The organism is Leucobacter tenebrionis, from assembly GCF_019884725.1.
GTDB lineage: Bacteria > Actinomycetota > Actinomycetes > Actinomycetales > Microbacteriaceae > Leucobacter > Leucobacter tenebrionis.
In genome coordinates this window covers 2,263,322-2,288,874 of the sequence record NZ_CP082322.1, presented here as the reverse complement: position 1 = coordinate 2,288,874, position 25,553 = coordinate 2,263,322, and the positions used below count along the sequence as shown (strand labels likewise).

23 protein-coding genes are annotated in these 25,553 nt (G+C 70.0%); 10 read left to right on the top strand and 13 right to left on the bottom strand.

What is annotated here, in order from left to right; translation table 11 throughout:
• Positions 1 to 16: 16 nt before the first annotated feature.
• Positions 17 to 886 carry a shikimate dehydrogenase gene (locus KVY00_RS10585; RefSeq protein WP_223042924.1) on the bottom strand — a complete coding sequence of 290 codons (870 nt, stop codon included), beginning with the start codon at positions 884 to 886 and terminating at the stop codon, positions 17 to 19.
• Positions 887 to 1,047: 161 nt separating this feature from the next.
• Between KVY00_RS10585 and KVY00_RS15700 the strand changes: the two genes are divergently transcribed.
• The 3 genes from KVY00_RS15700 to KVY00_RS10570 all read left to right on the top strand — a co-directional run bounded on the left by KVY00_RS15700 (position 1,048) and on the right by KVY00_RS10570 (position 4,811).
• The gene (locus KVY00_RS15700; protein WP_223042923.1) at positions 1,048 to 2,844 is read left to right on the top strand and encodes a sugar phosphate isomerase/epimerase and 4-hydroxyphenylpyruvate domain-containing protein; all 1,797 of its coding nucleotides are present in this window, start codon (positions 1,048 to 1,050) and stop codon (positions 2,842 to 2,844) included.
• Between the two features lie 7 nt (positions 2,845 to 2,851).
• The gene (locus KVY00_RS10575) at positions 2,852 to 3,493 is read left to right on the top strand and encodes a TetR/AcrR family transcriptional regulator (RefSeq protein WP_223042922.1); all 642 of its coding nucleotides are present in this window, start codon (positions 2,852 to 2,854) and stop codon (positions 3,491 to 3,493) included.
• Positions 3,494 to 3,626: 133 nt separating this feature from the next.
• Positions 3,627 to 4,811, top strand: a complete 1,185-nt coding sequence (locus KVY00_RS10570; RefSeq protein WP_223042921.1) for a 4-hydroxybenzoate 3-monooxygenase — start codon at positions 3,627 to 3,629, stop codon at positions 4,809 to 4,811.
• A gap of 15 nt (positions 4,812 to 4,826) precedes the next feature.
• On the opposite strand, the gene KVY00_RS10565 is transcribed toward KVY00_RS10570, so the two are convergent.
• From KVY00_RS10565 to KVY00_RS10545, 5 genes are all read right to left on the bottom strand, one after another.
• Positions 4,827 to 5,597 carry an IclR family transcriptional regulator domain-containing protein gene (locus tag KVY00_RS10565; protein WP_223042920.1) on the bottom strand — a complete coding sequence of 257 codons (771 nt, stop codon included), beginning with the start codon at positions 5,595 to 5,597 and terminating at the stop codon, positions 4,827 to 4,829.
• A gap of 181 nt (positions 5,598 to 5,778) precedes the next feature.
• Positions 5,779 to 6,954, bottom strand: coding sequence for a thiolase family protein (locus KVY00_RS10560; protein WP_223042919.1), 1,176 nt, complete (start codon positions 6,952 to 6,954; stop codon positions 5,779 to 5,781).
• Positions 6,951 to 7,616: a 3-oxoacid CoA-transferase subunit B gene (locus tag KVY00_RS10555; RefSeq protein WP_223042918.1), complete on the bottom strand. Its 666-nt coding sequence runs from the start codon at positions 7,614 to 7,616 to the stop codon at positions 6,951 to 6,953. The genes KVY00_RS10560 and KVY00_RS10555 overlap by 4 nt, the downstream gene beginning before the upstream one ends.
• Complete coding sequence (locus KVY00_RS10550; RefSeq protein ID WP_223042917.1) at positions 7,613 to 8,419, bottom strand: 3-oxoacid CoA-transferase subunit A; 807 nt, start codon at positions 8,417 to 8,419, stop codon at positions 7,613 to 7,615. The genes KVY00_RS10555 and KVY00_RS10550 overlap by 4 nt, the downstream gene beginning before the upstream one ends.
• Before the next feature lie 277 nt (positions 8,420 to 8,696).
• Positions 8,697 to 9,524, bottom strand: coding sequence for a DUF1684 domain-containing protein (locus tag KVY00_RS10545; RefSeq protein WP_223042916.1), 828 nt, complete (start codon positions 9,522 to 9,524; stop codon positions 8,697 to 8,699).
• Positions 9,525 to 9,694: 170 nt separating this feature from the next.
• On the opposite strand from KVY00_RS10545, the gene KVY00_RS10540 reads away from it, so the two are divergent.
• The 4 genes from KVY00_RS10540 (at position 9,695) to KVY00_RS10525 (ending at position 15,149) form a co-directional block, all read left to right on the top strand.
• Positions 9,695 to 11,068, top strand: a complete 1,374-nt coding sequence (locus tag KVY00_RS10540) for a purine-cytosine permease family protein (RefSeq protein ID WP_223042915.1) — start codon at positions 9,695 to 9,697, stop codon at positions 11,066 to 11,068.
• 115 nt (positions 11,069 to 11,183) lie between these two features.
• The gene (locus KVY00_RS10535; RefSeq protein ID WP_223042914.1) at positions 11,184 to 12,734 is read left to right on the top strand and encodes a hydantoinase/oxoprolinase N-terminal domain-containing protein; all 1,551 of its coding nucleotides are present in this window, start codon (positions 11,184 to 11,186) and stop codon (positions 12,732 to 12,734) included.
• Entirely contained in the window at positions 12,731 to 13,840 is a 1,110-nt protein-coding gene (locus KVY00_RS10530) for a DUF917 domain-containing protein (RefSeq protein ID WP_223042913.1), read from the top strand. The genes KVY00_RS10535 and KVY00_RS10530 overlap by 4 nt, the downstream gene beginning before the upstream one ends.
• 58 nt (positions 13,841 to 13,898) lie before the next feature.
• Positions 13,899 to 15,149, top strand: coding sequence for an MFS transporter (locus KVY00_RS10525; protein ID WP_223045281.1), 1,251 nt, complete (start codon positions 13,899 to 13,901; stop codon positions 15,147 to 15,149).
• Between the two features lie 4 nt (positions 15,150 to 15,153).
• On the opposite strand, the gene KVY00_RS10520 is transcribed toward KVY00_RS10525, so the two are convergent.
• Positions 15,154 to 16,326 (bottom strand): FUSC family protein, encoded by a 1,173-nt coding sequence (locus KVY00_RS10520; RefSeq protein ID WP_255572598.1) that lies wholly within the window; start codon positions 16,324 to 16,326, stop codon positions 15,154 to 15,156.
• An 87-nt stretch (positions 16,327 to 16,413) separates the two neighbouring features.
• The gene (locus tag KVY00_RS10515; RefSeq protein WP_223042912.1) at positions 16,414 to 17,874 is read right to left on the bottom strand and encodes a benzaldehyde dehydrogenase; all 1,461 of its coding nucleotides are present in this window, start codon (positions 17,872 to 17,874) and stop codon (positions 16,414 to 16,416) included.
• A 178-nt stretch (positions 17,875 to 18,052) separates the two neighbouring features.
• On the opposite strand from KVY00_RS10515, the gene mdlC reads away from it, so the two are divergent.
• From mdlC to KVY00_RS10500, 3 genes are all read left to right on the top strand, one after another.
• Positions 18,053 to 19,648, top strand: coding sequence for a benzoylformate decarboxylase (mdlC, locus tag KVY00_RS10510; protein WP_223042911.1), 1,596 nt, complete (start codon positions 18,053 to 18,055; stop codon positions 19,646 to 19,648).
• Between the two features lie 134 nt (positions 19,649 to 19,782).
• A complete protein-coding gene (locus KVY00_RS10505) occupies positions 19,783 to 20,460 on the top strand; it encodes a helix-turn-helix domain-containing protein (protein WP_223042910.1) in 678 nt (225 codons plus the stop codon).
• Positions 20,457 to 21,392 carry a hypothetical protein gene (locus tag KVY00_RS10500; RefSeq protein WP_223042909.1) on the top strand — a complete coding sequence of 312 codons (936 nt, stop codon included), beginning with the start codon at positions 20,457 to 20,459 and terminating at the stop codon, positions 21,390 to 21,392. Before KVY00_RS10505 ends, KVY00_RS10500 begins: the two co-directional genes overlap by 4 nt.
• Positions 21,393 to 21,504: 112 nt before the next feature.
• Here the strand turns inward: KVY00_RS10500 and pcaC are convergent, their stop codons facing one another.
• The 5 genes from pcaC to pcaH are packed head-to-tail and all read right to left on the bottom strand — an operon-like array spanning position 21,505 to position 25,528.
• Positions 21,505 to 21,912 (bottom strand): 4-carboxymuconolactone decarboxylase, encoded by a 408-nt coding sequence (pcaC, locus tag KVY00_RS10495; RefSeq protein ID WP_223042908.1) that lies wholly within the window; start codon positions 21,910 to 21,912, stop codon positions 21,505 to 21,507.
• Positions 21,909 to 22,685: an alpha/beta fold hydrolase gene (locus KVY00_RS10490; protein ID WP_223042907.1), complete on the bottom strand. Its 777-nt coding sequence runs from the start codon at positions 22,683 to 22,685 to the stop codon at positions 21,909 to 21,911. Before KVY00_RS10490 ends, pcaC begins: the two co-directional genes overlap by 4 nt.
• Positions 22,682 to 24,094: a lyase family protein gene (locus KVY00_RS10485; RefSeq protein WP_255572597.1), complete on the bottom strand. Its 1,413-nt coding sequence runs from the start codon at positions 24,092 to 24,094 to the stop codon at positions 22,682 to 22,684. The genes KVY00_RS10490 and KVY00_RS10485 overlap by 4 nt, the downstream gene beginning before the upstream one ends.
• Positions 24,084 to 24,689: a protocatechuate 3,4-dioxygenase subunit alpha gene (gene pcaG / locus KVY00_RS10480; protein ID WP_223042906.1), complete on the bottom strand. Its 606-nt coding sequence runs from the start codon at positions 24,687 to 24,689 to the stop codon at positions 24,084 to 24,086. Before pcaG ends, KVY00_RS10485 begins: the two co-directional genes overlap by 11 nt.
• Positions 24,689 to 25,528: a protocatechuate 3,4-dioxygenase subunit beta gene (pcaH, locus tag KVY00_RS10475; RefSeq protein ID WP_223042905.1), complete on the bottom strand. Its 840-nt coding sequence runs from the start codon at positions 25,526 to 25,528 to the stop codon at positions 24,689 to 24,691. Before pcaH ends, pcaG begins: the two co-directional genes overlap by 1 nt.
• Positions 25,529 to 25,553 lie beyond the last annotated feature (25 nt).

The window sequence follows — 25,553 nt, the reverse complement described above, 5'->3', positions numbered from 1 at the left end:
CGTTCCTCTGTTTCTGTCAGGCCCCGTCGTCGCTGACGAGGCGTTGGAATTGCCGATGCATGCGCTCGGGATCGGCCTCGCGGCCGGTGACGAGCGCGAACGTGTCGATGGCCTGCCCGACGGCCATGGCGCCGCCGTGGAGGGTGCGGCAGCCGATCGCCCTCGCGGCACGGAGCAGCCCGGTCTTGAGCGGCCGGTAGACGATGTCGGCCACCCACAGCTCCGGTCGCAGCAGGGCGGGGTCGAACGGGAGGCCGGGATGGTCGTGCATGCCGACGGGCGTGCAGTGGACGACGCCGTCGGCATCAGCGAGCAGACCCGCCAGTTCGGGGGTCGAGGCCCCCTCGACCCGGGAGTCGGGGTGCCGGTCGCCGAGATCCGCGGCGAGCGCGACGGCGGCGACCGGCTCGAGGTCGACGATGACGAGCCTCTCGACGCCGATCCGCAGCAGGGCGTCGGCCACGGCGGCGCCGGCACCGCCGGCGCCGACCAGCACGACCGAGCCGACCGGCGCGTCGGGGAGTCCCGTGCGGAACCCGCGCTCGAAGCCGGTGCTGTCGGTGTTGTGGCCGATCCTGCCCTCCGCGGTGAACCGCACAGTGTTCACCGCGCCGAGAGCCTCGGCGAGCGGGTCGAGGCGGTCGAGATGCGGGATCACGCTCCGCTTGCACGGGTGAGTCACATTGAGCGCGTCGAAGCCGAGTCGTTCGGCCCAGTCGAGGATCTCGGGCAGGCGCTCGGGTCCGACGCCGAGCACCGAGAGGTCGATGGGACGGTACACGTAGGAGAGTCCCTGCGCCCGGCCCTCAGCCATGTGCAGGGCGGGTGTCAGCGAGGGCGTGGTGCCCGTGCCCACGAGGCCGAGAAGGTAGGCGTCTTGCTGCACTGGCGCTTCTCCTCATCGTTCCGGGCCGCGGCGCCCTCACCGCGGCTAATGTACTCACCGGTGAGTTAAATGTTTGAGCATTTCACCTCCCCTGTCAAGCCCGACCGAGGAGTCGTCCGCGAGCCCTTCCGAAACTATTAACCGATTGGTACATTATTGCCATGCGCACCTCCATCGCCACCGTCTGCCTCTCGGGCGGCCTCGTCGAGAAGCTCCACGCCTGCGCCGCTGCGGGCTTCGACGGCGTCGAGATCATGGACGCCGATCTCGTCGCCGCCCACGAGTCGCCCGAAGAGATCCGCGCGCTCTGCGACCGGCTCGGACTCACGATCGAGCTGTTCCAGCCGTTCCGCGACTTCGAAGGCGTCGATGAAGCGCTCTTCGCCGACAACCTGCGCCGCGCCGCGGCGAAGCTCGCCGTCATGCAGCGCCTCGGGGCTCGCATGATGCTCGTCTGCAGCAACGTCGCCACCGCCACGAGACCCGAACCCGAGGTCGCCGCCGCGCAGCTCGGCGCACTCGCCGACCTGGCAGCCGACCACGGCGTCGACATCGCCTACGAGGCGCTCGCCTGGGGTCGATACGTCGACGACTACCGCGAGGCGTGGCGCATCGTGCAGCTCGCCGACCGCCCCAACCTCGGCATCTGCATCGACAGCTTCCACGTGCTCTCGCGCGGCCACGACCCCTCCGAGATCCAGCAGATCGACCCCGACAAGCTCTTCTTCCTGCAGCTCGCCGACGCCCCCGCAATGGACATGGACGTGCTCTCGTGGAGCCGCCATCATCGGCTCTTCCCCGGCGAGGGCGACTTCGACCTGACGACCTTCCTATCGCACGTCATCCTCGCCGGCTACCGCGGGCCGCTCTCGCTCGAGGTGTTCAACGACACCTTCCGGCAGACCGACGTCGATCGCACGGCCACGCACGCGATCCGCTCGCTGCGCTGGCTCTACGACCGCACGGCCGCGCTCAACGGCTGGGAGGAGCTGCAGCTCGATCCGCCCCAACCGCCGAAGGGGATCGACTTCGTCGAGGTCGCGGGCGAAGACCTCTCGTCGGTCGAGCAGCTGCTGAGCCAGCTCGGCTTCGTCTTCGGCGGCCGACACCGCAGCAAGGCGGTCAGGCTGTGGCGTGCGGGCGAAGCCCGCGTGATCCTGAACGAACAGGACCGCACCCCGGGTGCGCGCCTCGCCGGGCTCGGCTTCGAGGTGGACGACGCCGCAGGCGCGGCTCGGCGGGCCGTCGAGATCGGAGCCCCGCCCGTGTTCCGGCGCACCTACGCCGGCGACTACGAGCTGCCCGGGGTCGCGGCACCCGACGGCACCGAGATCTACTGGAACTCGAGACCGGCCGCGGAGTCGTGGGCGCCCGAATTCGAGGGGGGCGCGGATCCTGGAACCGTCGACGCGCCGGCGGCCCTGCGCGGCATCGTCGATCACGTCAATGTGGCCTACCCGTGGCAGGAGTTCGACGAGGCGGTGCTGTTCAACACGAGCACGCTCGCACTCGACTCCGAGCCGGCCTCCGAACTGCCCGGCCCCCGCGGTCTCGTACGCAGCCAGGTGATGCGGACCGCCGACGGCGCCGCACGACTGGCGATGAACCTCGCACCGCCGACCGCTCCCCTGCTGCCGCGCCACATCGCGGTTCGCGTCGACGACGCCGTGGCCGCCGCCGCAGCCGCACGCGCCCGCGGGCTGCCGTTCCTGAAGATCCCGAGCAACTACTACGACGACCTCGACGCCCGCTTCGGCCTCGATCCCGAGCTCCTCGGCCGGCTGCGGGAGCTCGACCTGCTCTACGACCGCGACGGCGACGGATCGTTCATCCACTTCTACACCCCCATCGTCGGCGACGTGTTCTTCGAGATCGTGGAGCGCCGGGGAGGGTACGACGGGTACGGAGCCGCGAGCGCACCGGTTCGGCTTGCGGCGCAGCGCGCCCGCGGGGAATGATAGCCGTGTGAGTGAGAACGCGGGCAGGCGCCGGGACGCGGAGCGGACCCGCGCGGATCTGCTCGCCCGAGCCACCGCGGCCTTCGCCGAGACCGGCTATTCGGGCACGGGGGTCGATGAGATCGCGCGGCGCAGCGGCACGACCAAGCGCATGATCTACTACTACTTCGGCAGCAAAGAGGGTCTCTACCTCGCCGTGCTCGAGCAGGCCTACCGTGGCATCCGCGAGGCCGAGCAGCAGCTGCAGGTCGACGGCCTCGAGCCGGTGCAGGCGCTGCGACGGCTCGCCGAGATCACCTACGACCATCACCTCGAGAACGACGACTTCATCCGCCTCGTGGCCATCGAGAACATCCACCGCGGCCGCTTCATCAGCCAGCTCGATTCCCTCCGCGACCTCAACGCGCCGGCCCTCGACCTCCTCGACCAGCTGCTCCGCCGAGGCCGCGAGCAGGGCCTGTTCCGCGACGACGTCGCGGCGCTCGACGTGCACCTGCTGATCAGCTCCTACTGCGTGTTCCAGGTCGCCAATCGCCACACCTTCGGGCACCTCTTCGGCTCCGATCTCGGCGCCCCCGACCGCCGGGCGCAGCTGCGCGCGATGATCGGGGACATCGTCGTCGCGTGGCTGACGGCGCCCGTCGGCTGAGGCACCGCAGCTCGACGCGCGGCTCATCCCGAGGCGGGTACGGGACCCAGGAGGCGGATCCACTTTACCTGTGCGGTTCGCCAGAGTGGCCCACACTGTTTTCAGTATCTCACCCGCGTCGAAGGAGACATCAATGACTGCAGAGCGCACCCGCGTCGCCATCGTGGGAGCCGGCCCCGCGGGCCTGTTCCTCTCGCACCAGCTCGCCGAGGCCGGCATCGAGTCGATCATCGTCGACTCTCGCAGTCGCGAGGAGATCGAGCAGACCATCCGCGCAGGCATCCTCGAGCAGGGCACCGTCGAGATCCTCGAGAAGATCCCGGGCAGTCGCGTGCACAGCGTGGGGCAGCGCCACGACGGCGTCGAGCTGCACTTCGCCGGCGATGCGCACCGCATCGACTTCGCGAGTCTCGTCGGCCGCGGCGTCTGGCTGTACCCGCAGCACGAGGTACTCACGGACCTCATTGCAGCCCGCCTCGACGCCGGGCAGATCATCCGCTTCAATGCGACGGTCGACGTCGTCTCGGACGTGGAGAGCACCACCCCGCGTATCACCGGCACCGATGCTGACGGCGTCCCCTTCGAGATCAGTGCCGAGTTCGTGGTGGGCGCCGATGGCTCGCGCAGCGCGGTGCGACCCGCCGTCGCCGGCTCGAGGACCGCGAGCTACTTCCGCGAGTACCCGTTCGCGTGGTTCGGGATCCTGTGCGAGGCGCCGCCGAGCTCCGAGGAGCTCATCTACAGCAACTCCCCCGAGGGGTTCGCACTCATCAGTCAACGCAGCCCATCCGTGCAGCGCATGTACTTCCAGTGCGATCCCGAGGCCGACCCGAACGCGATGAGCGAGGAGGCTATCTGGAAGACCCTGCAGGCCCGCACCCCCGGTCTCGAGCTGGCGCAGGGACCGATCTTCCAGCGTGACGTGCTGCGCTTCCGCAGCTTCGTGGCGCATGAGTTGCGACGGGGCCGCGCAGCACTTGTCGGCGACGCCGCGCACACCGTGCCCCCGACCGGCGCGAAGGGCATGAACCTCGCCGTCGCCGACGTGGTGCTGCTCAGCGAGGCCCTGCGCCGATTGCTGCTCGAAGACGACGAGCGCGGAATCGACGCCTACGCCGACACCGCTCTGAAGCGCATCTGGAAGGCGCAGCACTTCTCGTGGTGGATGACGAGCATGCTGCACCTTCAGCCCGGAACCGACGACTTCGACCGGCTGCGCCAGATCGGGGAGCTGCGCAGTGTGGTCGAGAGCGAGGCCGGCAAGCGCTACCTGGCCGAGGCCTACACCGGGTGGCCGCTGCAGGGGACGCTCCCCTGAGTCGGATCAGAATGCCTACAGCAGCCTCAGGTCGGCGTCGATCGCTGCGGCGGTCTCGAGCAGGCGGGGCAGGTGGTGTTCGCGTACACGCTCGACCGGGTGGCGCGTCGCGCTCATCGACACGTTGACGGCGGCGACCACGCGCCCGTCGCGCGCCCGCACCGGGGCGGCCAGGGAGCGCAGGCCGGCCTCCAGTTCGCCGTCGACGAGTGCCCAGCCCTGCTCGCGTACCCGGTCCAGTTCGGCGGCGAGCGCCTCGGGATCGGTGATCGTGCGTTCGGTCAGCGCGCGCGGCTCCGCGGACGCGAGCACGGCGCTCCGCTCGGCCTCAGGCAGCGCGGCCAGCAGCACACGCCCCATGCTCGTCGCGTACGCCGGGAAGGAGGTGCCGATGGTGATCCCGACCGTCATGATGCGACGGGTGGGCACGCGCGCGACATAGACGATATCGGGGCCCGAGAGCACCGCCGCCGACGACGACTCGTCGACCTCGCGCGACAGTCGCTCGAGGTGGGGCTGCACGACCTCGGGCAGGGACAGTGCCGAGAGGTAGCTGAAACCGAGCTCGAGCACGCGCGGGGTGAGCGAGAACGACCGACCGTCAGCACGCACGTATCCGAGGCTCTCGAGAGTGCGGAGGAAGCGCCGCGCCGCCGCCGGAGGTATCCCCGCGCGCCGGGCGACCTCGCTGAGGCTCAGCTGAGGGTGGTCGGCGTCGAACACGCGGATCACCGCGAGCCCGCGAGCCAACGACTGCACGAAATCGGGGTTCTGAGTTTCTTCCATCACGCCTCCTCGGCGAGCATACGGGCGAGCAGCGCGATCATGAGGCTCTTCTCCTTGGGGAGCCTACCGGCCCGAGTTCTATACGGAATCCGCATATTACTTCTTCCGCCCAGCCAGAACCTGTCGGAGAAACCGACAGGTTCACCGGAGACCAAGCCGCCGAACCCGAGCGACCCCGCCCCTACCGCTCCAGCACGACGGCGAGGCCCTGCCCCACGCCGATGCAGATCGCGGCCACCGCGACACCGCCCCCACGGCGCTTCAGCTCGTGCGCGGCGTGGCCGATGATCCGCCCGCCCGACGCACCGAGCGGGTGCCCGATCGCGATCGCGCCGCCGTGGATGTTCAGCTTCTCGGGGTCGAGCTCGGGCCAGCCCTTGAGGCACGCGAGCGACTGCGACGCGAATGCCTCGTTGAGCTCGACGAAGTCGACGTCGGCCCAGGTCTTGCCGGCGCGCGCGAGCGCCTTGTTCGCCGCCTCGATGGGCGCGATGGGGAAGTCGTCGGGATCCACGCCGTGCGCGGCACGGCCGGCCACCCGCGCCAGCGGCTCCGCGTCGAGCGCCCCTTCCCCTCCGAGCAGCACCGCCGAGGCGCCGTCGTTGATCGACGATGAGTTTCCCGCGGTCACGGTCCCCTCTCCGGGAGGCGCGAACAGCGCCTTGAGCCCCGCGAGCTTCTCGACCGTGCTCCCGTCGCGGATCCCCTCGTCGCGCGCGAGCTCCGCGCCCGGCACCTGCACGATCTCAGCGTCGTATCTGCCCGATGCCCACGCCTCGGCGGCGAGCCGGTGCGAACGCACGGCGAACTCGTCCTGCGCCTCGCGCGTGATCCCCCACTCCCGGGCGATCTTCTCGGCGGATTCGCCGTTCGAGATGGTCCAGTGCTTCGGCAGCGCCCGGTTGATCATGCGCCAGCCGATCGAGGTGTTCCACAGGGTCTGGTTGCCGACCGCGGGCCAGGGCTTCGCCGACTTCTCGACCACGAACGGGGCGCGGCTCATCGACTCGACCCCGCCCGCGAGCACGAGCTCGGCGTCGCCCGACTCGATCGCGCGCGACCCCTGGATCACGGCCTCGACCGACGAGGCGCAGAGCCGGTTCACGGTCACCCCCGTCACCGAGGTCGGGAAGCCGGCGAGCAGCGCCCCGAAACGCGCGACGTTGCGGTTATCCTCCCCCGCCTGGTTCGCGTCGCCGAAGATCACGTCGGCGATCCACGCCGGGTCGATCCCCGTGCGCTCGACCGTCGCCCGCATCACGACCGCGGCGAGGTCGTCGGGGCGGATCCCCGAGAGTGCACCGGCTGCGCGCCCGAAGGGGGTGCGCACCGCGTCATATATATAGGTAGAGGTCATACTGCGTCATCCTTTCGATCGGTCGCGTCGCCGAGCTCCAGCCCGGTCAGCTCGCGCAGCTCCTCGATCGTGTTGTCGCCGAACAGCTCGCGCACCGCGAACCCGTTCGGGGTGACGTCGAACACTGCGTGATCCGTGTAGACCCGTGACACGCAGCCGACGCCCGTGAGCGGGTAGGAGCAGTTCACGACGAGCTTCGACTCCCCCTGCTTGGTGAGCAGGTCGGTCATCACGTAGACGTCCTTGGCGCCGATCGCGAGATCCATCGCGCCTCCGACGGCCGGGATCGCACCCGGGGCGCCCGTCGACCAATTCGCCAGATCCCCGTTCTCCGCCACCTGGAAGGCCCCGAGCACGCAGACGTCGAGGTGACCGCCGCGCATCATCCCGAAGGAATCGGCGTGATGGAAGTAGGCCGCGCCGGCGAGCGCGGTGACGGCCTGCTTGCCCGCGTTGATGAGGTCGGGATCCACCCGCCCCGGCTCGGGGGAAGGCCCCATGCCAAGCATCCCGTTCTCGGTGTGCAGGATGATCTCCTCATCCTCGGGCAAGTAGTCGGCGACCAGGGTCGGCGCCCCGATCCCGAGGTTCACGATCGAACCCTCCGGAATGTCGGCGGCGATGCGCGCCGCGAGATCCTGCCTGCTGATGCGCGTGGTCATCGCGATCCCTCCTTCGTCTTCTCACCGAGGGCCGCTGCGGCGGCCGAACCCGATCCGGCGAATGCTTCGCCACCGCTTGAAATCGGGTTCCCCTCCAGGTCCACCCCGCCGACGAACTCGCCGTCGCGCAGCCAGCCCCGCTCACCGACCGCGACGACGCGGTCGACGAAGATGCCGGGGGTGACGACGGTCTCGGGGTCGATCTCCCCGAGTTCGACGAACTCATCGACCTGCACGATCGCGGTGCTCGCCGCGGTCGCCATGATCGGCCCGAAGTTGCGCGCGGTCTCGCGGTAGACGAGGTTGCCCCAGCGATCCGCCTTGCGCGCGCTGATCAGGGCGAAGTCGGCGCGGATCGGGTACTCCAGGGCGTAGAGGCGGCCGTCGATCTCGCGCGTCTCCTTGCCCTCGGCGAGTTGCGTGCCCACACCCGTGGGGGTGAAGAACGCGCCGATCCCGGCGCCCGCGGCACGGATGCGCTCGGCGAGGTTGCCCTGCGGCACGAGCTCGAGTTCGATGCCTCCCTCCCGGTACAGGCCGTCGAACACCCACGAATCGGACTGCCGGGGGAACGAGCAGATGATCTTGCGCACGCGACGCTTCGCGAGCAGAGCCGCGAGTCCCACGTCGCCGTTGCCCGCGTTGTTGCTGACGATCGTGAGGTCTGAGGCGCCCTGTTCGATGAGCGCGTCGATGAGCTCGACGGGCTGCCCAGCGCGGCCGAAGCCGCCGATCATCACGGTTGCACCGTCTTGGATGCCGGACACGGCCTCCTCGACAGACCGGACTCTCTTGTCGATCATGTTCCGCTCCTCCTCGCTCGCCGCGAGAAGCCGGCGTCCCGGCTCCCATTATTTCGCCCTGCGAACTCTTATTCGTTAGACGAAACAAGCGTACCCCGAAGAACGACCCGGGGGAACCCCTGGGAACCCCGTGATGCCCCGCAACCCTGCCCACATTCGCACCCGCGCCCGCATCGAGATGACGCGTGCGTCCCCTCACGGCATTCAGGAGGGGCCTCACGCGTCATTTTGAGCGAGATGACGCGCAGGTGGGCGAGCGAGGAGCGGGCGGCACCCGTCAGTCGCGCCAGAGCACCCGCTGCTCACCCGCACGCACGGGAGCGGCGATCCGGTTCTGCGCCGGAGGGATGGGGCAGCTGTAGAAGTCGCTGAACCCGCAGGGTGGGATGAAGGCGCGGTTGAAGTCGAGCACCAGCTCGCCACTGTCGTTCGCGGGAGGATCGAATCGCAGGAAGCGGCCGGGCGCGTACGACTCGCGGCCGCTCGTCTCGTCGGCGAACACCAGCACGAGCTGACCGCCGTCGGCGAAGGCCGTGAGCTCGTAGCCCCGGCCCGCGATCTCGGCCACGATCACCCCGGGCACGGTCTTCGTGTGCCCTGTATCGGTGGAACGCGTGAACTCCCACGGCACCTGGGAGTTCGCATCGTACGCCTCGAGCCGGGCGCTCACGCGCCATGCCGGATCGTAATCGTATACGGAGATACCGGCGAACGCCGCGAGCTTGGGCGAGGCCTCGTCGTAGAGGCGGATCTCGTAGTCGCTGCCGTCGAGGCTGAAGACATCTGCGGTGCGCCCGCCCGCCCGCAGCAACGGCAGTCCATCGGCGCCGAGTCGCGCGACGAAGGTCTCCTCGCTCACGGGCTCCCAGCCGGCGGGTTCGGTGGCGAGCTCAAGTCCCTGCCCGGTCGGACGCACCCTCGCGCCGGCCTCGCCAGGCTCGCGCCAGACCTGCGCCGGGAACCCCTGCAGATCGGCGGGTGCCGCTCCGATCGGCTGGAAGGCAACGAGGGCGAGGTTGCCGATCGGTCCGGCAACCGCCCGCTCGCGGCCCTCGACCCACTCGATCCAGGCGTCCCGATCCTCAGCGCGCTCCGTGTCCGTCATGGTTCCCCATGCTACGCCTACCGCACGAACCGCAAGCCGTCCCCGTCACATTCGGCAACCTGCTTCTCACCGGGCTCAGAGCATGTCAGAATCAACCGTCGGCCGATCCTCGGACGACACGCAGAACCGCAGCGCGATGCACGAGCCGGCGATGGCGAACAGGAGAATCGATGAGCACAGATCCGGTGAACTCCTCCGGCGCAGCGGACGCGCGGAGCGGCGACTCCACGACCGCCCTCGGCCACGATGACTACTCGCTCACGCGGGTGCCCCGGTCCGCCCGCTACTCGTGGGTCACGGTCGCCGTGCAGCGGTTCGGACAGCTCTCGGCCCTCGGCAACTTCTTCCTGGCCGCGATGATCGGCATGGGCATGGACTTCTGGAGCGCGATCCTCGCGATCACCATCGGCTCAGTGCTGCTCGAGGTGGTCACCATCTTCCTGGGCATCGCCGGCATGCGCGAGGGGCTCTCGACCTCGGTGCTCGCGCGGTGGACCGGGTTCGGAGCCAAGGGGTCGGCCCTCGTCGGCGTCGCGATGGCGGTGAGCCTCACGGGCTGGTTCGCGGTACAGAACGAAGTGTTCGCGCAGGGTCTGTTCTCGATCGTCCCCCAGGTGCCGCTCTGGGCCTGGTGCCTCGTGGGTGGCGCGCTCGTCACGATCATCACCGCCCGAGGCTTCAACTTCATGAAGTGGGTCGCCTACATCACCGTACCGGCGTTCCTGATCGTCACCGTGTGGGCCTTCGCCGTCGAGGTGTCGAAGCACTCCCTTTCGGCGCTCGTCAGCTCGCCGCCGCCCGGCGCGCCGATCTCTCTGGCCGTGGGTACCACGATCGTCGCCGGCGGCTTCATCGTCGGTGCGATCTTCACCCCCGATATGGCGCGCTTCAACCGCAATCGCCGTGACGTCGTGCTGCAGACCGTGATCGGCGTGACCCTCGGGGAGTACGTCGTCGGTGTGATCGGCGTGCTGCTCGCGCACGCGGTGAAGGTCGCCACCGAGGACAGCGCCGGCCAGGTGGTCGCGATCATCCAGTCGTCCTCGGGCCTGCTGGGCGTCATCGTGCTCGTCGCCTCGATTCTGAAGGTGAACGACTGGAATCTCTACCCGTCCTCACTGGGTATCGCGAACGCCGTCGAGGTCTTCTTCCGCCGCCGCGTGAACCGCGCGACCGTCGCGGTGGTGCTCGGTGCACTGGGCTCGATCCTCTCGGCTTTCGGCTTCGCCAACCAGTTCCAGGGCTTCCTCACGGAGCTCGGGATCCTCTTCCCGCCGATCGCGGCGATCATCGTGGCCGACTACTACGTGCTCAAGACCTGGCGGCCCGAACTCGACGAGTCGCGCGAGCGCGGGGCGCTGCCCGACGCCGTCGTGAACTGGGTTCCGGCGGGCCTCATCGCCTGGGTAATCGGGTACCTGGTGGGCAAGTTCGTCACTTTCGGCGTGCCGAGCATCAACTCCCTGGTGATCGCGTTCGCGGCCTACCTCGTGCTCGGCAAGCTGGGACTCGCGGGCAAACCGCGCGCACCGCGCAAAGCGTAGGCCTTGCCGGACGGCGGGGCGCTCTCCCAGGGGCGCAGGCACCTCGCCGCGGCTTGCAGAGACGACATCGGCCGCAGCCCGAAAGACTCGATCAGCGAAGTGGGACACTAGAACCATGCACATCGGAATCGACGTAGGCGGCACCAATACCGATTCGGTGCTGATGGACGGGCGCCGACTCGTCGCGTCGGCCAAGCAGCCGACCACCGGAGACGTGACGGAGGGGATCACGGCTGCGCTGCGCTCGGTACTCTCCGAGGCGCCAGAACGGATCGAGGCCGTCTCCGTCGGCACGACGCACTTCACGAACGCGGTCGTGCAGGGTCGCGGTCTCGCCCGAACCGCAGCCGTGCGGCTCGGTCTGCCCGCGAGCGCCGGCGTGCCGCCGATGACTGGCTGGCCGCAGAGACTCTCCTCGGCACTGGGCGGGCATCGCTTCCTGTGTCACGGCGGCTATGAGTACGACGGCCGCGAGATCTCACCGCTGGATCCCGATGAGCTGAAGCGGGTCGCCGAGCAGCTCGGGCGCGACGGCGTCGAGTCCGCGGCCATCACGTCGATCTTCTCGCCGGTGAATGCCGATCTCGAGCAGCGGGCGGCCGAGATTCTGCGCGCGGAACTACCCGACCTGCGGGTCTCGCTGTCGCACGAGATCGGGCGCATCGGCCTCGTCGAACGCGAGAACGCCACCATCATCAACGCCGCACTGCTGCCTGTCGCCGACCGCACGGTCGACGCGATCGGCGAGGCGCTGCGCTTTCTCGGCATCGACGCACCGCTGTATCTCTCGCAGAACGACGGCACCCTGATGGACCGGGAATACGTTCGCCGCTATCCCGTGGCCACCTTCGCGGCGGGGCCGACCAACTCCATGCGAGGCGCTGCGCTGCTCTCGGGGCTGGACGACTGCGTCGTCGTCGACATCGGAGGCACCACCGCCGATGTGGGAGCCGTCGTGGCGGGGTTCCCCAGACAGGCGACGACCGCGGTGGACATTGCGGGAGTGCGCACCAACTTCCGCATGCCCGACGTGGTCTCTGTCGGAATCGGCGGCGGCAGCCTCGTGACGCTCGATGGAACGAGCGCACAGGTGGGGCCGGAGAGCGTCGGTTACCGCCTCCCCTCGGCGGCGCTCGTGTTCGGGGGTGGGACTCTCACAGCCACCGACGTCGCGGTCGCCGCCGGTGCGGCCGACATCGGAGACCGCTCGGCGGTGCGCCATCTCGATCCCGCTCTGGTGCGAACGGCGATGAGGTCGATCGCCGAACGGATCGGCGCCCTCGCTGACACGATGCGCACCTCGGCCGCCGACACTCCGGTGGTGCTCGTCGGCGGCGGCAGCGTACTCCTACCCGGCGACCTCCCGGGCTTCAACACGATCGTGCGCCCGGGCGAGCACGCCTCGGTCGCGAACGCGATCGGCGCGGCCATCGCACAGGTCGGCGGCGAGGTCGATCGCATGTTCGTGCTTGAGCGCGAGTCGCGGGAGCGCGCCCTCGAGGAGGCGAAGGCCGAGGCGATCGAGCAGGCGGTCGCCGCGGGCGCCGACCCGCGAACGGTCGAGGTCGTGGACATCGATGAGATCCCGATCTCCTATCTGCCCGGCGGAGTCACGCGCGTGCGCGTGAAGGCCGTGGGAGAACTGGCGCTGGGAGGAGTCCGATGAGCGGGGCGCAGACGACGCAGGGGAACGAGCGGTTGAGCGCGATCCGCCTCGAAGACATCGACGACATCGCGCGCGGGGCGGCCATCCTCGGCGCGGGCGGAGGCGGGGATCCGTTCCTGGGCTCCCTGCTCGCGAAGCACGCCATCGAGCAGCACGGTCCCGTGCCACTCGTCGATCCGACCGATGTTCCCGACGACGCCCTCGTACTGCCCGTCGCGATCATGGGCGCTCCCACGGTGATCGTGGAGCGGCCGCCGGCGGGCGATGAACTGCCGCGGGCGGTCGAGGCGATCTCGCGTCGGATCGGGCGCCCCGTGACCCACATCGCGTTCTTCGAGGCCGGCGGCCTGAACTCGATGACGCCCATCCAGGTCGCGGCGCAAACGGGCCTGCCCCTCATCGACGCCGACGGCATGGGACGGGCCTTCCCCGAACTGCAGATGGTGTCGTTCTCGCTCGAGGGCATCTCGGCCTCCCCGATGGCGCTCGCCGACGACAAGGGCAACGTCGTGCTGCTCGAGGCCGCGGACAACGTGTGGGCCGAACGCCTTGCGCGGGTGTCGACGGTCGAGATGGGCTGCGGGGCGCCGATCGCGCTCTACCCGCACTCCGGCACCCAGACCAAGACGGCGCAGGTGCCGCGCACCGTCACCCTGGCACGCGACATCGGCCGCCTCATCCGCGAGACCCGCGCCGCGCACGGGGACCCCGCGGTAACCGTGACGGAGCGCTTCAGCGGGCGCGTGCTGCTGCGCGGCAAGGTGACCGACACGCAGCGCAGCACTTCGGGCGGTTTCGTGCGGGGCAGCTCGACGATCGAGGGCTTCGGCGACGACGAGGGCTCGCGCTTGCAGCTGGAGTTCCAGAACGAGAACCTGGTGGCCGTCCGTGACGGCCGCCTCATCGCGACGGTGCCCGATCTCATCTGCGTGCTCGACGCCGACACCGGTGAGCCCATCACCACCGAGGCGCTCCGCTACGGGTTCCGGGTCACCGTGATCGGCCTCCCCTGCGACCCCCGCTGGCGCACCGAGCAGGGCCTCGCCCTGGTGGGACCCCGCTACTTCGGTTACGACGTGGACTACGTGCCGGTCGAATCGGCGTAGACGCCACGAGCTTCGGCCACCGGGCGGAGCGGTCTGCGATAAGGTTCGGATAGTGAGCATGCCGACCGCCCTTCCCCAGTCGCGCCGCCCCTGGACACTGATGTTCATCGCGGTCTGCCTCGTCGCCGTGAACATGCGCATGACGATCACCGGGGTGGGGCCGTTGCTCGAGGAGATCGCCGCCCACGAGGGAGTCACCCCCGCCGCGCTCGGCGGCCTCGCATCGGTGCCGCTCATCGCCTGGGGCCTCGTCTCGCCCCTGGCGCACACCCTCAGCCTGCGGCTGGGGGTCGAACGCGCGGTGGGCTGGTCGCTCGTCGCGCTCGGGATCGGCACGGTCTGGCGCTCCCTGCCTGGCACCCCGTCGAACCTCTGGCTCGGCACCGCGCTCATCGGTGCGGCCCTCGCGGTGGGCAACGTGCTGCTGCCCGCGGTGATCCGACGGGATTTCGGATCGCGGATCCCGCTCGTCATGGGCGTCTACACCGCGCTGCTCGGCGGGCTGGGCGCGGTCTCCGCGGGTGTGGTGGTGCCCATCGCGCAGGCGTTCCCCGGGGACGGCGGGGAGGGGTGGCGGATCGCGCTCCTCTGCACGGGAGCGCTGATCCCGCCCGCGCTCGCGGTCTGGATCCTCGCCTCCCGCGTGCGCCGCGCCGACTCGGCGGCGGCGACGACATCGACCGCGCCTATCCCCACCCCGCCTCCCCCGGGGCATGGGGCCGCGCGCCGCATCTGGCGGGATCCCGTAGCCTGGACCGTCGCCCTCTACATGGGCCTGCAGTCGATGACCTTCTACATGATCGCCACCTGGCTCGCCCCCATCGAGATCTCCGGCGGGCGATCGGCCGTCGCCGCCGGCATCGACGTGATGCTCTACCAGTTCGTGTCGATCGGCGGATCCCTGCTGCTGCCGTTCCTCTATCGCGGACCCATGAAACGCTGGCTCGCCATGTTCCTGCCCCTCGCGATCAGCGGCTCCTTCGCGTGCGTCGTGCTGATCCCGGGATCCGAGCTGCCGTGGATCGTCATCGGCGGGCTCGGATCCGGCGCCTCGCTCAGCGTGTCCCTGCTGTTCATGGCGGTGCGGGCCCGGAATCAGATCGCGGCGACCGCGCTGTCCGGCATGGCGCAAGCGGTCGGCTATCTCATCGCCGCAGCCGGCCCGGCGGCGTTCGGTCTCGCTCACGAGGTCAGCGGCGGATGGGGCCTACCCCTCGCCCTCGTGATCGGGATCATGGTCGTGCAGCTCGTGCTGGGCTTTCTCGTCGGCCGCGAGCGCTTCGTGCTCGACGGCCCGCGTCGCGGCTGAGGTCTTACTGCGACACGGTCGGCGACGCTGCAGAGCGATCGGGCTGCGCTGACGCGGGGCGGTGCAGTATCCCTGTGAGGATCGCGAGCGCCGACCCCACCGCGGTATCGAGCACGCGCTCCCAGGCGGCTCCCACGACATCCACGGCTCCGGTCGCAGCGGCGGTGATGAGCAGCACGAGCGGGGTGATGAAGATCAGCGCGAGCGCGTAGTTGCGCACCACGACGAACTCGATAGCGAACTGCAGCAGCACCAGCAGCACCACAAGCGCCAGGGGGATCGTGCTGAGCGGCGAGAGAGCGACCGCGAGCACTGCTCCCAGCAGGGTTCCGACGGTACGGTGCAGGCCGCGCGTGAGCGCGACGCCGCGCGACGGTGTGAGGCCCACTACGGCCACCCCGGCTGAGACGGTCCAGTACGCCCGGTGCGGGTCGAGCAGCAGCGCGCTCACCAGCGCCCCTGCCACGGCCACGATCGCAATGCGCAGGATCAGCTCGCGCTCACCGACACCGACCCACGGGCCGGGCAGCAGCTCGCGGAGCCGTCGCGCCGGCCGCGCCCGCTCCGCTCGGCGCAGCAGCGGTGTGAGCGCGAGCAGGTATGAGCAGAGGGAACCGGCCGTCACGGCGGCGAGGAACACCCAGGGGTCGGTGATCCTCTCGCCGTCGACCACGCCGGTCACGTTCGCAGAGAGCCCGTAGCTCAGCACGAAGAAGACCGGGCCGGGCGGGCCCACCCGGAAGGCGAACGAGAGCGCACTCGCTCCCACCGCCACACCCACGAGTCCCACGGCCAGCAGCCACGGCCAGGGCGAGAACGCTGCGCCGAGCCCGGCGCAGGCGAGCAGTCCGGCGCCCACGAGGGGCAGCGCCTTCGCACGCTCGGCCGCGCCGGCGCCCGCGAAGAACAGGGCTACGAACGCTCCGGCCGCGGTCTGCAGACCGATGTCCTCGTGACCGAGCAGGGTGAGCAGCCCGAAGGGCAGGCCGATCGAGAGCGCAGCGCGCACCGCGATCCAGAAGCGGGGTGCCGGACTCGGGGGCAGAGCGACGAGACTGCGCACCGCGGATCCCGCGATGGCTGCGGCGCGGTTGCCGCCGGTTCTATCCTGGCCGCGATCCTCGCCTGCCGCACCCCCGACAGGATCCTCGCGCCCCGCTCGATCCTTCGCCTCCACCGCGCCCCCTTCCCTCGGGCGCAAACCTAGCAGCAGTCGGAGTGCGGAGCGCACGCCCCTGGGAGCAGCGATCCCCTCCGAAGCGCCTCAGAACGGGTATCGCTCCGGCTCGTGCTGCATAGTGACCCACTGCGTGTTCGTGAAGGTATCGAGATTCGCCTGGGGACCGCCGAAGCGGCCGCCCACCCCCGAGGCCTTGATACCGCCGAACGGGACCACCGCCTCGTCGTCGACCGTCGCGTCGTTGATGTGCACGGCTCCCGACTCGATGCGGTCGGCCAGCAGGTAGGCGCCGTAGGCGTCGGAGGTGATGATCGAGACCGAGAGCCCGTAGTCCGAGGCGTTGATGATGTCGACGGCCTCATCGACGTCGTCGTACACCTGCACGGGCGCCACCGGCCCGAAGATCTCCTCCGTCCACGCCGGATTGTCGGGGGCGACCCCGTCGAGCACCGTCGGGCGGTAGTAGAGCCCGTCGTACTCGCCACCCGTGACGACCGACGCACCGTGCTCGACCGCGCTGCTCACCCAGGAGTGCACGCGGTCGCGCTGCCCCTCGTCGATGATCGGACCGAGCGGCAGGCCGTCGCGAGGGTCGCCGACGGGGATGCCGCGCGCCTTCTCTGCCAGCGCCGCGATGTACTCGTCAGCCATCGACCGGTGCACGAGGTGCCTGCCTGTCGTCATGCAGATCTGGCCCTGGTGCAGGAACGATCCCCAGGCGCCCACAGAGGCCGCGGCCTCCACGTCTGCGTCGGGCAGGACGAGCATCGCGTTGTTGCCGCCGAGTTCGAGGTGCACCCGCTTCAGCAGCGGGGCAGCGGCCTCGCCGATCCTGCGCCCGGCCGCGGTCGAACCGGTGAACGAGATGCACGGCACCGCAGGGTGCTCAACCAGTGCGGCGCCGAGGTCGCCGCCTCCCGGCAGCACGTGCAGCACCCCGGAGGGCAGTCCCGCCTCCTCGAACAGCTCTGCGAGCACGAGTCCGCCCGACAGCGCGGTGCGGGGATCGGGCTTCAGGATCACGGCGTTGCCGAGCGCCAGTGCCGGCGCGACCGAGCGCATGGCGAGGATCGCGGGGAAGTTGAAGGGAGAGATCACGCCGACCACGCCCAGCGGCACTCGGCGCGCCAGAGAGGTGCGGTTCTTCACGCTGCGCAGCATCTCGCCGTAGGGATGGGAGGCGAGCGCAGCGGCCTCCTGCAGCTCGCTCACGACCAGGCCTGTCTCGAACCCCGCCTTGCCCTTCCCGGATCCGCTCTCGGGCACCAGCAGATCGGTCAGGCGCTCCGGGTGTTCCCCGAGCAGCTGCGCGGCCCGCAGCATGACGGTCGCCCGCTCCGAGTAGGGCCTCCGCGCCCACTCGCGCTGCGCGGCGGTCGCGGAGGCGACTGCCGCGTCGAGGTCTGCTGGAGTCGCCAGAGCGATCGACCCCAGCGCTGCGCCCGAGCCGGGAGCCCGTATCTCGGCCACACCTCCCGACCCTGCGCGCCAACCATCGGAGTAGAGGCGCTCATGCCAGGCGGGCTGCTGTGCTGACGTTGCCATCATGGATTCCCATCGTGATTCGCGGCGCGACGCTCGCGCCTGTGCGGGCGGTGTTCGATGTGCCGCGACCCTACTCCACAGAGCGGGAGCTGTGAAGAGCACGACAAAGATGCTTGACTGAAAGAGGCGTTCGAGGCTTCTTCGGCCGCGGACCCGTCACCCCGAAGGCGGTACCACCATGAAGCAGTTCGATGTCCTCCAATCCACCGCACAGCTCCTGCGCGCCCGCGGCCTGACCGTGGTCTTCGGCAACCCCGGTTCGAACGAGCTTCCCTTCCTCGCCGGGCTGGGCGACGACTTCGACTTCGTACTCGGCCTGCATGAGCAGGTGGTCGTGGGCATGGCGGAGGGGTATTCGCGCGCCACGGGCGAGCCGGTGCTCGTCAATCTCCATGCCGCGTCGGGCAGCGGCAACGCCATGGGCGCGCTCACGAACGCCCGCTACGGCAACGTGCCGCTCGTGATCCTGGCCGGCCAGCAGGTGCGCGAGACCGTGGGGCAGGAGTCGATGCTCGCCAACATCGACGCCGGAGCGCTCACCCGCCCACTCACCAAGTTCTCCCACGAGCCCCTCGCAGCCTCCGACGTGCCCCGCGCACTCTCGCAGGCCATCTTCGAGGCGGCGTCCGAGCCCCGCGGGCCGGTCTACGTCTCGGTGCCGCTCGACGACTGGGCGCAGCCGGCGCACCCCGACGATGCCCTCCTGCTGGAGCGCTCCGTGCAGCAGGTCGGCGAGCTGCCCGATGCGCTCGCCGACCAGCTCGCCTCGGTGCTCGACGCCGCAGAGCGGCCCGCGCTGGTGGTCGGCCCTCAGATCGACGCCGCGGCTGCGGCGGATCCGCGGGTCTGGTCGGCGCTGATCCGGCTGGCGGAGCACACCGACGCGTCCGTCTATGTCGCCCCCTCCCCGACCCGGGGCGTGTTCCCGACCGCGCACCCGAACTTCGCCGGCGTGCTGGTGCCCGGCATCCGCTCGGTGCACGAGCGGCTCTCCGGGCACGATGCCGTGCTCGTCGCCGGCGCTCCCGTCTTCCGCTACCACCGCTGGGAGCCCGGCAGCTACCTCCCCGAGGGCACGGAGCTGTGGCAGATCACGCAGGATCCCTCGGAAGCGGCGCGCGCTCCCTTCGGACGCGCGGTCATCGGCGACGCCGGATCGGCCGTTCGGGTGCTGGCCGATCGGGTGCGGGATCGCGGCACGCGCCGCCCCGCTCGCACTCTGCCGCCCGCCCGCACCTCCGAGCAGGGGATGACCGGCACCGAGATCCTCGAGGTGCTCAACGCGAACGTGCGCGACGACGTCGTCTACGTGAACGAGACCACCACCCTCGACCTCGACTACCTGGAGCGCATCGACATCTCGCAGCCGAATCGGTATCACTTCCCGGCGTCGGGCGGGCTCGGATTCGGCCTCCCGGCCGCCGTGGGCTTCGCCCTGGGGCAGCCGGGCGCGACCGTGGTCGCGACGGTCGGCGACGGATCCGCCAACTACGGCATCACCGCGCTCTACACTGCGGCGCAGCGCGGCACCCGCACGATCTTCGTGATCGTGAACAACTCGGGGTACGGCGCGCTCGCGGGCTTCGCTCAGCGCATGGGGGTGCCCGACGTGCCCGGCCTCGATCTCGGCGGCATCGACTTCGTGAAGATCGCGGAGGGCTACGGGGTGCCGGCGTGCCTCGCCGACTCCCGCGAGGACTTCGAGCGGGCCTACCGCGAGGCACTCCAAGCCGAGGGGCCGGTGCTCATCGAGGCTCGCATCGTGAACGGGTAGATCTGTCAGCGGGGCCCGGCTCACCGAGACTGTCGCCCGTGCCGGCGTCCGCAGGGGTCACCCTCCAAACGCGATTCTGCGTTGCATATTCGCTACTCGTTGCAAATATGCACCCGATTGCCGAGAATAGACGCGTGGACACTGCGGCCGAACTCCTCAAGCGCGCGCGCATGCTCCGGCGGTTGAGCGTCGCCGAACTCGCGCGCCTCGCCGGAGTTCCCAGATCCACCATCTCGCGCATCGAGAAGGGTCGGGTCTCCCCCTCCTTCGACACGATGTCCTCGATCCTCAGCTCCATCGGCTTCACTCTGTCGACCGAGCTGCGCGACGAGCCCGACGACCGCCTCATGCTGGAGGCGGCTAGGGCTCTCCAACGGGGGGATATCCCCGAGAAGCAGGTCTTCGACCGGCTGCGCATCGCGGCGCAGACGGCGCCCGTGCTGCAGCGGCCGGGCGCGCGCACGGTCGACGCGACCCTCGCCGAGGTCTGGGAGTGGAGCGTGTCGACGGGCAGTCCCTGCGCGATCTCCGGGCTGGAAGCCTGCTCTCAAGAGCCCTCCTTCCGTCCGATCCTCTACCTCGATCCGACCCGAGAGCTTCCCTGGACCGCCCCCGGAGGCGGCAATCGAGGAACCATCGTTCTGCCGATGACCGGCGACATCCTGGAGCTGACAGAAGTCGTGAACGGCGTGCGCTACGTGCCCGAGGAATGGGCGATCATGGACGCCATCGCGAGCCCCGGCCGCCAGGCGGATGTCGCGCTCGCGCTTCTCGAGATGCGCGCTGGTTCTGGGCTGAAGGAAGCAGCATGAATGAGACCGCCTCCAACCCTCATCCCGGCTCGTTCAACCGCGCCTCGTCACTCAGCTCGCCGATACCGCACCTCGACCCCACCGCCCGCTCGAGGCGCCTACTCATCGAGACCGTCACCGAGTTGCAGCCCTTCCACGAGTCGCTCACAGTCATCGGCTCGCACGCGGTGTACGCCCGCGCCGAGGGGCTGTTCGAAGGCTACATATTCGAGTCGACGGCCGATGCAGACCTGGCGGTCGATCCCGCGTTCGTCCGCCCCGACCCGAGGATCATCGATCTCATGCAGAGCGCCGGCCTCGAACGAGCGCATCCCGACCGACCCGGCATCTACGGGTATGCGGGCGAAGCGCACATTCCGCAGCTGACCCGCACCACCATCGACCTCCTGGTTCCCGAGATCTTCGCCGGCAGAGGACGCAGGTCAGCGAGCATCACGGGTCAGCGCAATGCGGCGACGAGAGCCTCCGGCATCGAACTCGCGCTCTTCGATCGCAGTGAGATGATCCTCGACACGTTACCCACCGACCCGGATCCGATTCGCGCCTCGGTCCACGTAGCCGGCCACGCGGCACTGTTGACTGCCAAGACGCACAAGCTGAAGGATCGCCTCGCCGACTTCGAACGTCGCCCTCACCGGCTCCGCCCCAAAGACTCGGTGGATGTCGGCCTGCTCATACTGAGCTCCCAGCCCGACGAGGTCGCAGATACGCTCTCGAGAGCTCGCACCGAGCATCCCGCGCTCGCCGACCTCATCGATACAGCGATATCTTTCCTCATCGAGCAGTTCAGCCCCGCTTCACCGGCCCCGCTCAGGTCAGAACTGCTCAGCGGGCTCGGCACCGTCTCTCACGATCTCGAACCCGCCCTCGACGCCTGGCTGGAGGCCTTCGCCGCCGCGACGGCCGAGCTCAGGGACCAGGCCTTCCGATAGGAGTCGGCGACCTCGCGGTCACGCAAGGCACCCCAGGGCTCTTCTGGCGCTGCTACGCCGCTCATGGACTCACCGGGGCCGCTCCCGCCGGGGCCCGCTCCTTCGCGGCTCCCTACAGCTCGCCCATCTCCTCGAGCACCCTCTGCGCGAGCCTCATCGCGGTGTTCGCGACCGGCACCCCGCAGTAGACCCCGGCCTGCAGGATCACCTCTTTGATCTCGTCGACCGTGAGTCCGTTGGTGCGGGCGGCGCGCACGTGCATCTCGAACTCCTCGTGGTGCCCGAGCGCCATCATCGCCGTCAGCACGGCCACCGAACGCTCGCGTCGCCCGAGCCCAGGCCTCGACCAGACGTCGCCCCAGGCGGTGCGGGTGATGTAGTCCTGGAAGTCGGCGGTGAACTCGGTGGTCCGCTCGATCGCGCGGTCGACGTGGGCATCGCCCAGCACCTCCCGGCGAACCGTCATGCCCTCCGTATAGCGCGTCTCGTCCGACGCATCGGGGCCGAGCGAGCGGCTCATCGAAGACCCCCGAAGAACTCGAGCAGCGCCGCCGCCGTGGCCTCCGGTTTCTCGGCCGGCGGCTGGTGGGCCGCCCCCGGGATCATCTGCTTGCGCGCGCGCTGAGCCCGAGCCACGATCTCGTCCTGCCGCTCCTCGGTGCCGACCGTGTCGACCTCGCCCCAGAGGGCGAGCAAAGGCACCTCGATGCGATCCAGCCGGTCGCGCAGGTCGTGGCTCGCGAGCGCCTCCGCGCAGCGGGCGTAGCCCTCGGCCGGCGTCTCCTGCAGCACCCTCAGGATCCGACCGACCATCACGGGCTGCTGCGTGAACGCCTCCTCGGCGAACCACGTCTTCGAAGAGGCGGAGACGAGCGAGGCGGGCGACTGCTCGCGCACCAGGGCGGCTCGGGCGCGCCAGTGCTCGGCCGAGCCGAGTTCGGCGCCGGACGCGATGATGGCCGCCCCGCGCACCTGCTCGGGGTGGCGCAGCGCGAGCTCGAGGCCGAGCGCGCCGCCGATCGAGACGCCGGCGTAGAAGAAACGGCCGCCGCCGAGTTCGCCCGCCGCTGCGGCGACGGCGTCGGCCAGCTCGGCGAGCGTGAACGGCTGCTCGGCTACCGGGCTGCCCTCGTGGCCGGGCAGCGTGAGCAGCGTGACGCGGTACTCCGCCGCGAGCACGGGCACGACCTCCTCCCAGATGAGAGTGCCGGTGCCGAGCGAGTGCCCGAGCACCACGAGGGGCGCTCCGTCGGGGCCGACGGGTTCGGTGAGCCGGATCGGGGGCTGCGTCATGGGGTCTCCTCGGCAGTGGGTTCGGGGTCGTCGTCTGCGAGCTCGTCGACGAACTGCGCAGCGAGACCGGTGTAGTCGGCGGGGTCGAGCAGTGCCGCGGCGTCGATCTCGCCGAGGCCCGGTTCGGCGCGGATCAGTGCCTCGAGATCCCCGCCCGAACCCGCCTCGGCGACGATCCGCTTCACGCGGTCGGATCCGATGATGGGGCCCAGTTCGAGGTTCAGTCGTTCGGCGACGATCAGGCCGCGGGTGATTCCGAGGTTGCGCCGCACGGCCTCTCGGTCGACCCGCAGCCCCCGCACGAGGGTCCCCGCGTGGGCCGCGGCGCCGAGCGCGAGGCGCAGCAGCTCCCGCAGTGTCTGCCATTCGGCGTGCCAGGCTCCGTCCGGCCGCTCGTCGGCGGCGAGCGCGGCTGCGGCGTGCAGGGTCGCCCCGAGCTGGGGGGCGCGGATCGCGGCGGAGCGGATCAGCACCGAGCCGGTCGGGTTGCGCTTCTGGGGCATGGCCGAGGATCCGCCCCCGGTTCCCTCTGCGAACTCTCCGATCTCGGTGCGGCTGAGTGTCGCGACGTCCGTGGCGAGTTTGCCGAGCGCGTCGATGGTCTGCACGAGCGCGTCGCCGAGCTCCGTGACCGGCCAGCGCTGCGTATGCCAGGGGGCGTCGGGCACCGCGAGCCCCAGCAGCTCGGCGAAGACACCGGGCAGCGCGCGGGCCGCGCGTTCCCCGCCGAGCTGCGCGAACGACGCGAGCGTTCCGCCTGCTCCCCCGAGCTGAGCCGGCAGCTCGACGAGGATGTCGTCGAGCCGCATCGTCGCACGTTCCACAGCCCGGGCCCAGTTCGCCGCGCGCAGGCCCACGGTGGTGGGAACGGCGTGCTGGGTCAGGGTGCGGGCCGCCGCGGTCTCGTCGCGGTGCTCCCGGGCGAAGACCGCGAGTGCATCGACGATCTCGGCGAGGTCCGTCAGCACCTGCACGCCGGCGTCCACGGACATCAGCATGAGCGCCGTGTCCATGATGTCCTGACTCGTCGCCCCGCGATGCACCCAGGCCCGAGCATGCTCGGGCACGAGACCGCGCAGCATCCCCACCAGCGGGATCACCGGGTTGCCGCCGGCGACGGCCTCCCGGGTCAGCGCGGCGAGCTCGACGACCGTACTCAACCCCTCCGCGCCCTCGTCGGGCTCCTCCGGACGGGCGGCTTCCGCGGGCAGCAGCGCCTCCGCGATCGCATCGGCGGCCGCGACCGGAGCGATCCCGACCTCGGCCCACGCGCGCGCGAGCGCGGCCTCGGCCGTGACGAGGCACGCGGCGAACGCGGCGTCCGACACGAGCCGATCGTGGCCAACGGTGATCGGCGAGAGCAGCCCGGCATCGACCGCGGTGTCGCCGTCGTGCGCGTCAGAATGCAAGGAAGACCGTCTCCTTCTCGCCCTGCAGCCGGATGTCCTTCTGCAGCCATCCCTCGGGCGTCCGCTCGAGAATGAGCGTAGCGCGGTCCTCCTCGCCGAGCGAGGAGAGCAGCGGATCCTGCGCGAGCGCCCGCTCGTCGCCCGGCAGGTACAGGCGCGTGTGCAGCTTGTCGGGCAGGCCGCGGGCGTAAACGATCACTGCGAAGAAGGGGGCCTCACCGTTCACCGACCCCGGCTCGCGAGTCCAGAACTCGAAGTGGCCGTCATCGTCGGTGAACGCTCGGCCGAAACCGGTGAAGGTGTGGCCGTCGCGCGAGAGCGTGCCCCTGGCCCTCGGCACGCTGCCGTCGGAATCGGCCTGCCAGATCTCGACGATCGAGTCGGGAATGGCGTTGCCTGCCCCGTCGAGCACACGCCCGCTCAGCACGATCGCACCGGGAGAGTGCGGGAAGGCGATCTCGTGCTTCTTCTCGAAGTCGGTGCCGAAGGCGAAGAAGGGGCCCACCGTCTGACCCGGGGTAGGTGCGTGGGTTCTCGCCGGAACCCCGGAGCTCGGTGCCGTGGGCGCGGATCCGCCCGCTGTCGCGGTGTTCATCAGTGCTCGTCCTCCTCGTCGAACCAGGTGGAGTTCTCGAACCAGGTCTGGTCGGGGCCGTCGACCACGATGTCGAAGCGGTAGCCCATCGAGAACTCGGGCACCGTGAGGTCGTGATCGTAGACGCCGACGAGTCGGTCGCGGTCTTTCTGGTTGCGGATGGTGTTGTAGATGGGGTCGAGCGCGAAGAGCGGATCGCCCGGGAAGTACATCTGCGTGACGATGCGCTGCGTAAACGAGCTGCCGAACACCGAGAAGTGGATGTGCGCCGGGCGCCAGGCGTTCACGTGGTTGCGCCAAGGGTAAGGGCCCGGCTTGATGGTGGTGAACTTGTACTCGCCGTTCGGACCCGTGATCATGCGGCCTGCACCGGTGAAGTTGGGGTCGATGGGCGCCGGGTGCTGATCCCGCTTGTGGATATAGCGGCCGCCCGCATTCGCCTGCCACACCTCGATCAGCTGGTCGCGCACGGGGCGTCCCCACGAGTCGAGCAGGCGCCCCTCGACCGTGATGCGCTCGCCCTGGGGCTCCCCCGGCCCGCCGTTGAGTGTGAGATCAGCCTCGATCGCCTTCACGTCGCGCTGGCCGAACGCGGGAGACCACAGCTCGATCGTCTCGGGGTCGGTGTGCTTCGGATCCTTGGTCGGCGCCCGGAGCACACTCGACCGATATGGCGGGAAGTCGAGGATGGTCCGGGGAAACCGCTCGCCGGCCGCCTCCCGGCGATCGTACTCGGCGTGCAGTTCGGCGGTCTCACGGTCGATCTCGGCCTGCGACGCCTGATCCGGAGCCGCCAGCAGCGACTCGGGGGCCGCGGATGCGCTCTGCGCTTCTGTCATCGTGCTCTCCTTCGAGGAACGGGGT